This is a genomic window from Streptomyces sp. NPDC050842 (assembly GCF_044456565.1).
GTDB lineage: Bacteria > Actinomycetota > Actinomycetes > Streptomycetales > Streptomycetaceae > Streptomyces.
This window is the reverse complement of the sequence record NZ_JBITGA010000008.1, coordinates 192,725-204,432: the sequence shown is the minus strand read 5'-3', so window position 1 is coordinate 204,432 and position 11,708 is coordinate 192,725. Positions and strand designations below refer to the sequence as shown.

Here is an 11,708-nt window from a genome sequence, read left to right as displayed (position 1 = left end):
GCGCCCCACCAGCCCGCACCCCCCAACCGACCCCGACACACAAGCCGACGCGGCCCCTACACCGACGCATACACCCGCGCCTACACCGGAGGCTTGCGCGCCCCGGAGGCGAGGACCCCGGCCAGCGTGGCGACGACCGACGGACCCACCCGGCAGCAGCCACCGATCAGGCGGGCCCCGGCCCCCACCCAGGCTGCGGCCCTGGACGGATCGAAGGTGACGTCGCCGCGCCAACCCCGGGCCCGGGCGTCCCACCGCTCCCCGCTGTTCGGGTAGACCACGGCCGGCTTCCCGGTGACGGCGACGGCGAGCTCCACGGCGGACCCCACCCCTGCCGGGTCGCAGCAGTTGATCCCGACCGCCACGACCTGGTCGTTCCCCGCGGCGACCGCGAAGGCCTCCGCCAGCTCCTGCCCCGCCCTGGTCCTCCCGCCCTCGACCGTGTACGACAGCCACACGGGCACCCCGCACCCGTCGACCGCCCGCAGCAGCGCCTCCGCCTCGTCCGCGTCCGGCACCGTCTCCAGGGCCAGGACATCGGGCCCGGCCGCGGCCAGCACCTCGGCCCGGGGCCGGTGGAACCGTTCGAGCTCCCGCACGGACAGCCCGTACCGTCCCCGGTACTCGCTCCCGTCCGCGAGCATCGCGCCGTACGGCCCGACCGACGCGGCGACCCAGACCTCCTGCCCGACCCGCTCCGCCGCCGCCCGCGCGAGCTCCACGCTCCGGGCGAGGAGCCGCGCCGCCTCCGCCCGGCTCACGCCCCGCCGGGCGAACCCCTCGAAGGTGGCCTGGTAGGCGGCGGTGGTGACCACCCGGGCGCCGGCCCGTACGTACGCCGCGTGCGCCGCCTCGATCTGCTCGGGCCCGTCGGCGAGGAGCCGCGCGGACCAGAGCGCGTCGGAGAGATCGCAGCCCTGCGCCTCCAACTGGTTGGACAGCCCGCCGTCCAGGACGAGCGGCCCCTCCCGGAGGGCCTCGGCGAGCGTACGGTCCGGCTTCATCGGCTCGCCCCACTCATCCCAGCTGCGACTGGACCCGCGCGGAGATCAGCTCCAGGTGGTCCAGGTCGTCGAGGTCGAGGACCTGGAGGTAGACCCGGGAGGAGCCGATGGCCGCGTACCGCCCGAGCTTGTCGACGACCTCGGCGGGCGAGCCCGCGAGACCGTTCGCCTTGAGCTCGTCCACGTCCCGCCCGATGGCGGCGGCCCGACGCGCCACCTCCGCGTCGTCCTTGCCGACACAGACGACCAGCGCGTTCGAGTACACGAGGTCACCGGCCGGGCGCCCCACCGCCTCCGCCGCAGCCCGGACCCGGCCGAACTGCCGCTCGCTGTCCTCCAGCGAGGCGAACGGGATGTTGAACTCGTCCGCGTACCGTGCCGCCAGCCTCGGGGTACGGCTCGCGCCGTGCCCGCCGATCAGCACCGGGATCCTGTCCTGAGCGGGCTTCGGCAGCGCGGGCGAGTCGGTGAGCCGGTAGTACTCCCCCTCGTACGAGAACGTCTTGCCGAGCTCGGTCTCCCACAGTCCGGTGACGATCGCCAGCTGCTCCTCCAGCCGGCCGAACTTCTCCTTCGGGAACGGAATGCCGTAGGCCTTGTGCTCCTCCTCGAACCAGCCCGCGCCGAGCCCCAGTTCGACCCGGCCGCCGGACATCCGGTCGACCTGGGCGACCTGGATGGCGAGGACTCCCGGGAGCCGGAACGTCCCGGCGGTCATCAGGGTCCCGAGGCGGATCCGCTTCGTCTCCCGGGCCAGGCCGGCCAGGGTGATCCAGGCGTCCGTCGGCCCGGGAAGCCCGTCGGACGAGCCCATGCTGAGGTAGTGGTCGGAGCGGAAAAATGCGTCGAATCCGAGCTCCTCGGTGGCCCGGGCAACCGCGAGGAGGGTGTCGTAGTCGGCCCCCTGCTGGGGTTCGGTGAAGATGCGGAGATCCATACCTCCATCCTGCACCGTCGGGTGCGTGTCAACCTCTCCGTCAGCTCACGGGCGGCTCCGGCACGGTCGGGTGAATATCCGGCCCCCTGGCGGGCCGCGTCCGACCTGGCCAGTGACCGTGGCCGGGGACCCGTCGTTGGCTCGGGCGGAGCCGGACCGCCCGGCCCGCGCGCCGGCGGCCGCTGCCGGTGCGTCGCTCTCTCTCGTGCCCCCGCCAACGGCTGCGGGGTCCGGGCCCAGGAGGCCGCCATGTCCCAGGAAGCCGCGCCGGAGCGGGCCGTGCCCGAGCAATCCGCACCGCCGTCCGTGCCCGAGCAGAAGGACGGCGGCGCCCCCAAAGGCCTGCTCCAGCAGATGGAGGAGCTGATGGCGGCGCTCTCCGCCGACCTCTCTCAGCTCGACGCCGACATCCAGTCCTCGGCCGACCGCCTGGACCCGGGGCACGCCCAGCCCGACGTCGGCCCGACGCCCGGCGACGCGCGCCCCCTCTTCTAGAGCTGCTCCGCCCGCCGCACCGCCCCCGGCCGATCGCCGTCCGCCGTTCACGCCGGACCCGGCCCGGGGCCCGCCCGACCTCGGGCCGTGTCGGGCGGGCGGGCCCGCTCCCGGTCGCGCACCGCGAGCCGCCGCAGCATCCCGCCCACCCTGTCGTTCGACTCGTCGACCGCGTCGATGGCCTCGATGCACTGCCAATAGAGCCCCTCCTCGTCGGTGGCACAGGCCACCCCGACGAGCGCGATCCCCACGTCCCCGAGCAGCACCCCGAGCGCCGTCAACGTCGCGACCGGATCGCTGACCTCGGTCAATTGGGCCGCACGCGGCCCGCCGGCCCCCCACGTCGGGTACTCCCCGGTCTCGCTCAGCCCCCGCGCCTCGCCGCGCAGTTCCAACGGCCCGCAGAGCGCGAGATGACTCCCTATCGCCTGGGCGAGCGCCTGCGCCTGCCAGGCCTCCGCCACGATGTCCTGCGCTGTCCCGCTCTCCGCCAACGCCTGCCGCCCGGCCGCGATGAGCCTCTCTGCTTCCATCAACGCCGCCCCCGTTCGTACGACTTACCGCCCACTCATTCCACTACCCAGAGTGAGGCCGCCTGAGCCCCACCACCAGGGGAATTCGGAAATCTGTGGACAGTAGGCCCGACGGGGAAAAGTCGATCACTCCGAAGAGTGACGATCTCCTGTCGCGGCCTCGCCACCGTCCTCTCCGCCCTCTCCACCCCGCCGCCGAACGGGAAATCGGACCTCGTTCCTGTCGATCTTCGCCGCGAGCGCCACCAGGGGATCGACCCCGAGCACCTCGCAGAACTGGAGCAGATAGGCGAGCACGTCGGCCACCTCGTCCGCGACGCGGTGGGCCGACTCGGGGTCGTCCATCACCCGTTCCGCCTGCTCAGGGGTCAACCACTGGAAGATCTCGAGCAGTTCGGAAGCCTCCACGCTGAGCGCGGCCGCGAGATTCTTGGGTGTGTGGAACGGCTGCCAGTCGCGGGCGGCCGCGAACGCGGCCAGCCTGCGCTGGAGCGCCGCCACGTCATGCCCCACCACTTCCCCGCCCGCCATCTCGCCGTCAGCCCTCTCGCCGTCAGCCGTCTCGCCGTCAGCCGTCTCGCCGTCCACCGTCTCGCCGCCCACCCTCGTGTTCTCCGTCTCCGTCACACGCCCAGGTCTACCACCGTCACCCCGGGCGTCCGTCGAGCCTCCCCCGCCCCCCGCTCCCCGACCGTCCCCGCGACCCGGATGTGCCCGTCGGCGGCGATGGCCACGGCGAGGCCGAGCAGTTCGCGCGTCTGGCGCCCGTCGAGCCCCCGGTCCAGGCCGTCGGCGAGCAGGGTCAGGCTCTGCATGGCCTCCGGCACCTCGGCGATCCGGTCCATCGCGAGCACACCGGGGCCCGTGAGCAGGGTGAGCGCCAGGGCCAGGTACCGCAGTTCGCCGTCGCCGAGGCGGCCGAGCGGGGTCGCGGGCCGACCGCCCCTTTCCAACACGGCGCGGACGGTGCCGTCCTGGAGTTCCTGCACGCCGAGCCCGGTGACGGGCCCGACGCAGCCGGCGCCCGCCACGGTCGTGAGGCGGTGGTGTCTGCGCGGGCAGTCCGTGTGGGTGCGGTGCAGGACCTCCGCGAGGTTGGCGCAGTCGCGCCGCAACCGCCCTTCGCCGGGGAGGACGGGGGCCCGCATCCCCTCCGGCCGGGGGTCGCAGGGAAAGACGGACCGCAGCCCGATGACCACTTGCTCGGCGGCGGCCAGGACCTCCAGCTGGCCGGTGGTCTTGCCCGCGACCCGCAGCGGGAGCAGGGCCGTACCGAGCAGGTCGTCGGGGAGCGGTGCCCGGGTGACGGGGGTGGCTCCGGCCGTGTGCCACTCGGCCTGGACGGTGCTGCGGCCCGGGTCGCGCAGGGCGGTGGCGAGCAAGGTGCGGCCTCGACCCGTGAGGCGCTCGCCGACGATGCGGAGCCGGGGCTCGGCCTGGACGGCGAGGTCGAGGTGGACGGGGCCGGCCGGCCCGTCGACCGTGCACCCGATCCGGAAGCCGCGTCGGCCCTGCGCGTCGGGACGGGCACGTTCGGGCACGCAGTCGGCGGCGTCCGCGAAGACCTCGTCGAGGGAGTCGCCCGCGCCGAGCCGGGCCAGCGCCTCGTACGCCCGGAGCGTGGTGGACTTGCCGCTTCCGCTGGGCCCGGCGAAGAGAGTGACCGGCCCGAGCGCGTGGACGGCGCCACGGTGGCCGGCGAACGCGGACAGACGCAGCTCGGTGACGACCGGCCGGGCACATCCGCGCCCGCCCCCGCCCTGGACCCCGACACCGGCCCCGGCCCCGACCCCGGCCGCCGATCTGCCGCCTGTTGCGGAGGAGGGAAGGGAAGGACTGGCTTCGGAGGAAAGGGCGCCGGAAGGGGAGGCGTGTGGCGTGCGGGCGAGCGTGCTGCCGCCGGTGAGGTCCATGCCCGGACCGTACGCAGCCCGCTCCCTGACGAACCGTTACGGCTAGATGACCTTCCTACGAACGGGGGACGCGGGCGGTCCGGCCGCCCACGACCTCCTCCCCGTCCTCGCCCTCGGCGCCCTCGACCTCCGTACCGGCCGGGGCAAGAAGGAAAACGTTCCGGTCGACGCGGTGCATCCCGCTGCCGAGGCCGAAGACGACCCCGCTGCTGAAGTCGAGGATGCGCTTGGCGACATCGGCGTCGGCGCTCGTCAGATCGAGGAGGACCGGGATCTGCGCGATGAGGTACTCGGCGACCTCACGTGCGTCGGCGAACACCTGGACCCGCAGCACGATCATGCGGCGCTGCTCGGCGGACTCGTACTGCTCGGGGATCGTGCGGTGGTCGACCCTGGACGGCCATTCGTCACGGCCGCGCAGGGGCACGACCTGGGCGAGGCCCTCCCACTGTTCGTCGGTGACGTCGTAGCTCTCGTACCTACTCATGGGCACATCCTCCCGCTCCTCACCCGTTCGGCCCAACAACGACACGAGGTCATGGCGTGACGGTGAGCGGCATTCAGGTGAGCGGCATTCAGGTGAGCGGCATTCAGGCGAAGGTCTTCGCCAGCCTGCGCAGACCTTCCCTGATCTCGTCGGCCGAGTGGGTGGTGAACGACAGCCGCATCGAGCCCGGGTCCGGCTCCCCGCAGAAGAACGGCGCCCCCGGCACGTACGCCACCTCATGGCCGACGGCGGCCTTCAGGAGTGCCGTCGCGTCGTGGCCCTCGGGGAGGCTGGCCCAGATGAACATGCCGCCGTCCGGACGGTTCCAGCGACTGCCCTCGGGCAGCGCGGCGGGCAGCCCTTCGAGCATCGCGTCCCGGCGCTCCCGGTACGCGGCCCGCATCCCGGCGACGTGCGCGTCGAGGTCGCTGTCGCGCAGATAGCGCGCGGCCGCGGCCTGGTCGATGGAGGAGGTGTGCAGGTCGGCGGCCTGCTTCGTGATCACGCACGCGCGGCGCAGGCCGGCGGGGGCACGAAGAAAACCGAGCCGGAGCCCGGGCGCCATCACCTTGGAGAAGGAGCCGAGGAGGACGGTCCGGTCGGCGGCCGCGGGGTCGGCGGCGATGCAGGGGACGCGCTCGCCGTCGTAGCGGAGTTCGCCGTACGGGTCGTCCTCGACGATCCAGAACCCGTGCCGCGCGGCGGCGGCGGCGACGGCTGCGCGGCGCTCGGCGGGGAGCGTACGGCCCGTGGGGTTCTGGAAGGTGGGGATGACGTAGAGGAGGGTGGCCTTCTCGCGCGCCGCGATCTCCTCCAGTGCGGCGGGGATGATGCCCTGGTCGTCGGTGGGTACGGGGACGACGCGGGCACCGGCGAAGGCGAAGGTCTGGAGGGCCGCGAGGTAGCAGGGGTCCTCGACGAGCACCACGCCGCCCGGTTCGACGAGGGCCGTCGTGAGGAGGGTGAGGGCCTGCTGCGAGCCGGTGGTGATCAGCAGGTCGTCGGGGTCCGTGGGCAGGTCGCGGTCCGCGAGCCGGCCGGCGATCGCGGTGCGCAGCTCCGGGTCGCCCTCGGTGGTCGAGTACTGGAGCGCCTGTCGGGGGTTTTCGGCCAGGACGCGGTCGTACGCCGCTCGGATCCCCGCGACGTCGAACAGCTCGGGGGCGGGCAGCCCCCCGGCGAAGGAGATCACCTCGGGGCGCGCGGTGAGCGCCAGGATCTCCCGTACCGGCGACGACGCGACGCCGGCCAGCCGCGAGGCGATGCCGGGTACGGGGACGGATGCGGGTGCAGGTGCGGCTGAGCCGGAAGAACCGTCGGCAGCGGTGGCGGCGGCGTTCGCGGGCGTCGAAGCGGCGGAATGCATGGCGTCAGCATATAGACAGCCCGCGCGCTGTCCAGGGGCTACGAAATCCCCCTGGGAGAAGCCGAGTTGGCGTTCTCCTCCACGCTCTTCGGCGAGCCGGATCACGCCACCCCGCCCCCCTTCCCTCCTTCCCTACCGAACCGCGGCCCGCCCGGCCGGTACGTCGCGGCCATCGGCCCAGAGGGAGCGCACATGGCCGAGGTGGCGGCGCATGCAGGCCTCGGCGCCCCGGGCGTCACCGGCCAGCATCAGGTCGAGGAGTTCGAGGTGTTCCTCGGCCGAGGAGACGAGCTTGCCCGCCTCGTCCAGACCGGTGAGGCCGTAGAGGCGGGAGCGCTTGCGCAGTTCCCCCACCGTCTCGACGAGTCGCTCGTTTCCGGACAGCGAGAGCAGCGCGAGATGGAAGCGGCGGTCGGCCTCCAGGTAGCCGATGAGGTCGTGTTCCCTGGCGCGGGAGACGATCTCCTCGGCCACTGGCCGGAGTTCCTCCAGCTCGTCCCGGGTCGCCTTCTGTGTGACGCGGCCGATGGTGGGGACCTCGATGAGGGTCCGCAGTTCGGTGAACTGGTCGAGGTCCCGTTCGCTGACCTCGGTGATGCGGAAGCCCTTGTTGCGTACGGGCTCGACCAGACCCTCGCGGGCCAGGTCGAGCATCGCCTCGCGGACCGGGGTCGCGGAGACGCCGAGGTCGGCGGCGAGCCCAGGGGCCGAGTAGACCTGACCGGGGCGGAGTTCGCCGGCGATCAGGGCGGCCCGGAGGGCGTGCCCGACCTGGTCGCGGAGCCGCTCCTGCGCTCTCACGAGGCCGTACTGTTTCAGGTCACCCATCGTGCGCCCTCCGAGAAGTCACGGAGGAGCATCGTACAATGTCACGTTTCTCTGACGCGTTCCTCGGACAACCTCCGCGGGAACCGCCCGCAAGGGATCACAGGAGATCAGAGGAGGAACCCGGCGGGGAAGGGGTCGTCGGGGTCGAGGAAGTACTGGGCGGTGCCGGTGATCCAGGCGCGTCCGGTGACGGTCGGAATGACCGCGGGCACCCCGCCCACCTCGGTCTCGCCGACGAGCCGCCCGGTGAACTCCGTACCGATGAAGGACTCGTTGACGAAGTCGGTGTCGAGCGGAAGCTCACCCCGGGCGTGCAGCTGGGCCATGCGGGCGCTGGTCCCGGTGCCGCAGGGGGAACGGTCGAACCAGCCCGGGTGGATGGCCATGGCGTGCCGCGAGCGGGTCGCGTCCGAGCCGGGCGCGGCCAGGTAGACGTGCTTCACGCCGGCGAAGGCCGGGTCGAGGGGGTGGACCGGCCGGTCGGGACCCGAGTTGATCGAGTCCATGACGGCGAGTCCGGCGGCGAGGAGGTCGTCCTTGCGGTCGCGGTCGAACGGCAGGCCCAGGGAGTCGAGTTCGACGAACGCGTAGAAGTTGCCGCCGTAGGCGAGGTCGTAGGTGACGGTGCCGAGCCCGGGCACCTCCGTCTTGAGGTCGAGCCCGACGGAGAACGCGGGAACGTTGGTGAAGGTGACGGAGCACGCCCGGCCGTCCTCGACGCGGACGTCGACGCTGACGAGCCCGGCGGGGGTGTCGAGGCGGACGGTGGTGACGGGCTCGACGACCGGCACCATGCCCGTCTCGACGAGGACGGTGGCGACACCGATCGTGCCGTGACCGCACATCGGGAGGAGTCCGGACACCTCGATGTAGAGGACGCCGTAGTCCGCGTCCGGCCGCGTGGGCGGCTGGAGGATCGCGCCGCTCATCGCCGCGTGCCCGCGCGGCTCGAACATGAGCAGCGTACGGAGATGGTCCAGGTGCTCGATGAAGTGCAGCCGGCGCTCGGCCATCGTGGCACCGGGAATGACCCCGACACCACCGGTGATCACGCGCGTGGGCATGCCCTCGGTGTGCGAGTCGACGGCATGGAAGACATGACGCGTACGCATGGAGTCCCTTTCAGACGTACGGACGGATGGAATGTCGTGCGTCGGAGCTCACGCGTGCCCGTCCGCGAGGGCCTTCTCGGTCGCGGCGCGCACGACGGCGTCCTGTGCGGCCGCCAGCGGCGGACGGGGCGCCCGGGTGGCTCCCCCGTGGCGTCCGGCGAGGTCCATGGAGAGCTTGATCGCCTGGACGAACTCGACCTTGGAGTCCCAGCGCAGGAGCGGATGGAGGGACTTGTAGAGCGGGAGCGCGACGTCGAGATCACCGGCGACGGCTGCCCGGTAGAGCGTGGCGCAACTGCGGGGCAGGGCATTCGGATAGCCGGCGACCCAGCCGACCGCACCGGCGAGCGCCAGCTCCAGGAGGACGTCGTCGGCGCCGATCAGGAGGTCGAGTTCCGGGGCGAGTTCGGCGATCTCGTACGCCCTGCGGACGTCACCGCTGAACTCCTTGACGGCGACGATGCTGCCGTCGCCGTGCAGGCGCGCCAGCACGTCGGGCGTGAGGTCGACCTTGGTGTCGAGCGGGTTGTTGTACGCGACGACGGGCAGGCCGACGGCGGCGACCTCGGCGAAGTGGGCTCGTACGGCCCGTTCGTCGGCGCGGTACGCGTTCGGCGGCAGGAGCAGCACCGACGCGGCCCCGGCCTCGGCGGCCTGCTCGGCCCAGCGACGGGACTCGGCACTCCCGTACGCGGAGACACCGGGCATGACCCGCGCCCCGTCACCCGCGGCCTCGACGGCGGTACGGACGACCCGGCCGCGCTCCTCGTCGGTCAGGGTCTGGTACTCACCGAGGGAGCCGTTCGGGACGACCCCGTCGCACCCGTTGGCGATCAGCCAGGCCACATGCTCGGCGTACGCGTCGTAGTCGACGGAACGGTCCTCGCGCAGGGGGAGAGCGGTGGCGACCATGATGCCGTGCCATGGGTGGGCACGGTGCGCCGGGGCATGCTCGTGGGCCATGAGGAAACTCCCTTATATGGTGTGTGACATTTTACCGATCTGCGGTAGCGCCACAAGGGGGTGACTGCCATGGTCAGACGGGCGCGCCCTTGGACCGATGGGCGGACCGGCGTGCGGACCGACATGCGGACCGACGGGCAAACCGCCTGGCGAACCGATTCACGGCACGAGAACCGGGCGCGGCACGTTCCTGGGGTGGCCCGGGCGCTTCCACTCCCTCGGGTAGCCGACCGACACCTCCTCGAAGCGCACGCCGTCGTGCACGGTGGTCCGCGGGATGTGGAGGTGGCCGTAGACGGCCACCGCGGTGTTGAACCGGCGGTGCCAGTCCGCCGTCCGCTCAGTCCCGCACCACTGGGCGAACTCCGGGTAGCGCAGGATCCGCGTGGGCTCGCGGAGCAGGGGCCAGTGGTTGACCAGGACGAGCGGGACGTCGGGGTCGCACTCCGCGAGGCGCCGCTCGGTGAGGGCCACGCGTGCCGCGCACCAGTCCTCGCGGCCGGCGTACGGATCGGGGTGCAGGAAGAACTCGTCGGTGCACACCACCCCCGCCTCGTAGGCCTGCTCGAGCGACTCCTTCTTGTTCGCGGCCGTCGGCGTGCGGAAGGTGTAGTCGTACAGCAGGAAGAGGGGCGCGACGCGGACCGGGCCGCCGTCGCCCTCCCACAGCGCGTACGGATCCTCCGGGGTGAGCACGCCCAGGCCGCGGCAGACCTCCACCAGGTACTCGTACCGCTCGACGCCCCGCAGCTGGACCGGGTCCTCGTTCGGCGTCCACAGCTCGTGGTTGCCCGGGCTCCAGATCACCCGCGCGAACCGCTCGCTGAGCGTCCGCAGGGCCCAGGTGATCTGCTCGGACATCTCCCCCACGTCACCGGCCACGATCAGCCAGTCGCCGTCCGACGAGGGGCGGAGCTCTTCGACGATCCGCCGGTTCTCCTCGTGGGCGACGTGCAGGTCGCTGATGGCGAGGAGCTGCGGCCGGCGATGAGAAGAGTTGCTCTCCATGGATGACCTCTTTCCCTTTTCGCTCAGGCGGTGACTGGCGGTGTCAGACGGAGTCAGGCGACGTCATGCGGTGTCATGCGGTGTCGGGGCGGCTCGCGATGATCACGGTGGCGTCCAGCTCGTCGTCGGTGGCCACCCGCGCGACCAGACCGGCGGCGGAGACCGCGGCCACGGCCTCGTCGGCCTGCCGCTCGCTGGTCTCGAACAGCAGGACACCGCCCGGAGCCAGCCACTCGGCCGCCTCGGCGACGACCCGCCGCAGGACCTCCAGACCGTCCACTCCCCCGTCGAGAGCCACGCGCGCCTCGTAGTCGCGAGCCTCCGCCGGCAGCAGCTCGATCTCCACGGTGGGCACATACGGGACGTTGGACAGCAGGACGTCCACGCGGCCCTTCAGCCCGGCCGGCAGCGGCTCGAAGAGGTCGCCCTCGTAGACCTCGCCCCCGGCCGGAGTGACGTTTCGCCGGGCGCAGCGGACGGCGGCCGGGTCGACGTCGGCCGCGTACAGCTCGACCTCGTCCAGGGCCGCGGCAAGCGCGACGCCCAGCGCACCGGAGCCGCAGCACAGGTCGACGACGACCGCACGCGCCGGAGCGAGCTCCGCCGCCTGCCGGACGAGCGCCTCCGTGCGCCGCCGGGGTACGAAGACCTCGGCGTCGACCTCGATCCGCAGGCCGCAGAATTCCGCGTAGCCGACGACGTGCTCCAGCGGCAGACCGACGACGCGCCGCTCGACCATGTCCTCCAGCTCAGCGGCGTCACGGGCCGCGGACATGATCATCTCGGCCTCGTCCTCGGCGAAGACGCACCCCGCGGTCCGGAGCCGGGAGACGATGGCGGATACGGAGTGGTCCAGCGAAGGAACCGACATGTAGGCCTTTCGACGACAGAGATCACGAAGCAAAGGCCTCAACATTATCCGACGGACTCATCTCACCCTTCGCCCAGACCAGTTGCGGATCGGACGAAGCGCACCCGCCCACCGCACTCCAGGCTCCGCTTCCGGGCCGGTCCCCCACCCACGGCTAAGGTGATCCGCGACGACGCCATGCCCGCCCAGGA

General features: G+C 72.4%; 13 protein-coding genes. 1 reads left to right on the top strand and 12 read right to left on the bottom strand.

Going from position 1 to position 11,708, the window contains the following annotated elements:
* Window positions 1–80: 80 nt before the first annotated feature.
* Together mmuM and ACIBG6_RS27070 are read right to left on the bottom strand one after the other, a co-directional pair.
* Window positions 81–1,004 carry a homocysteine S-methyltransferase gene (mmuM, locus tag ACIBG6_RS27075; RefSeq protein WP_399225207.1) on the bottom strand — a complete coding sequence of 308 codons (924 nt, stop codon included), beginning with the start codon at window positions 1,002–1,004 and terminating at the stop codon, window positions 81–83.
* Window positions 1,005–1,017: 13 nt separating this feature from the next.
* Entirely contained in the window at window positions 1,018–1,941 is a 924-nt protein-coding gene (locus tag ACIBG6_RS27070; RefSeq protein WP_384153487.1) for an LLM class F420-dependent oxidoreductase, read from the bottom strand.
* Between the two features lie 249 nt (window positions 1,942–2,190).
* On the opposite strand from ACIBG6_RS27070, the gene ACIBG6_RS27065 reads away from it, so the two are divergent.
* The gene (locus tag ACIBG6_RS27065; protein WP_399225206.1) at window positions 2,191–2,436 is read left to right on the top strand and encodes a hypothetical protein; all 246 of its coding nucleotides are present in this window, start codon (window positions 2,191–2,193) and stop codon (window positions 2,434–2,436) included.
* A gap of 47 nt (window positions 2,437–2,483) precedes the next feature.
* On the opposite strand, the gene ACIBG6_RS27060 is transcribed toward ACIBG6_RS27065, so the two are convergent.
* The 10 genes from ACIBG6_RS27060 to ACIBG6_RS27015 all read right to left on the bottom strand — a co-directional run bounded on the left by ACIBG6_RS27060 (window position 2,484) and on the right by ACIBG6_RS27015 (window position 11,517).
* The gene (locus tag ACIBG6_RS27060) at window positions 2,484–2,969 is read right to left on the bottom strand and encodes a DUF6099 family protein (RefSeq protein WP_399225205.1); all 486 of its coding nucleotides are present in this window, start codon (window positions 2,967–2,969) and stop codon (window positions 2,484–2,486) included.
* A gap of 126 nt (window positions 2,970–3,095) precedes the next feature.
* Window positions 3,096–3,500 carry a nucleotide pyrophosphohydrolase gene (locus ACIBG6_RS27055; RefSeq protein WP_399225392.1) on the bottom strand — a complete coding sequence of 135 codons (405 nt, stop codon included), beginning with the start codon at window positions 3,498–3,500 and terminating at the stop codon, window positions 3,096–3,098.
* A 92-nt stretch (window positions 3,501–3,592) separates the two neighbouring features.
* The gene (locus tag ACIBG6_RS27050; protein ID WP_399225204.1) at window positions 3,593–4,882 is read right to left on the bottom strand and encodes an ATP-binding protein; all 1,290 of its coding nucleotides are present in this window, start codon (window positions 4,880–4,882) and stop codon (window positions 3,593–3,595) included.
* A 55-nt stretch (window positions 4,883–4,937) separates the two neighbouring features.
* Window positions 4,938–5,369 carry a cell division protein SepF gene (locus ACIBG6_RS27045; RefSeq protein ID WP_399225203.1) on the bottom strand — a complete coding sequence of 144 codons (432 nt, stop codon included), beginning with the start codon at window positions 5,367–5,369 and terminating at the stop codon, window positions 4,938–4,940.
* Window positions 5,370–5,472: 103 nt separating this feature from the next.
* Window positions 5,473–6,735: a PLP-dependent aminotransferase family protein gene (locus tag ACIBG6_RS27040; protein ID WP_399225201.1), complete on the bottom strand. Its 1,263-nt coding sequence runs from the start codon at window positions 6,733–6,735 to the stop codon at window positions 5,473–5,475.
* 132 nt (window positions 6,736–6,867) lie between these two features.
* Complete coding sequence (locus ACIBG6_RS27035; RefSeq protein WP_399225200.1) at window positions 6,868–7,563, bottom strand: GntR family transcriptional regulator; 696 nt, start codon at window positions 7,561–7,563, stop codon at window positions 6,868–6,870.
* Between the two features lie 107 nt (window positions 7,564–7,670).
* A complete protein-coding gene (locus tag ACIBG6_RS27030; protein ID WP_399225199.1) occupies window positions 7,671–8,675 on the bottom strand; it encodes a proline racemase family protein in 1,005 nt (334 codons plus the stop codon).
* A gap of 48 nt (window positions 8,676–8,723) precedes the next feature.
* The gene (locus ACIBG6_RS27025; protein ID WP_399225198.1) at window positions 8,724–9,638 is read right to left on the bottom strand and encodes a dihydrodipicolinate synthase family protein; all 915 of its coding nucleotides are present in this window, start codon (window positions 9,636–9,638) and stop codon (window positions 8,724–8,726) included.
* Window positions 9,639–9,797: 159 nt separating this feature from the next.
* On the bottom strand, window positions 9,798–10,646 hold the full coding sequence (locus tag ACIBG6_RS27020) for a metallophosphoesterase family protein (protein WP_399225196.1): 849 nt from the start codon (window positions 10,644–10,646) through the stop codon (window positions 9,798–9,800).
* A 73-nt stretch (window positions 10,647–10,719) separates the two neighbouring features.
* Window positions 10,720–11,517, bottom strand: coding sequence for a putative protein N(5)-glutamine methyltransferase (locus ACIBG6_RS27015; protein WP_399225195.1), 798 nt, complete (start codon window positions 11,515–11,517; stop codon window positions 10,720–10,722).
* Between the last annotated feature and the right edge of the window lie 191 nt (window positions 11,518–11,708).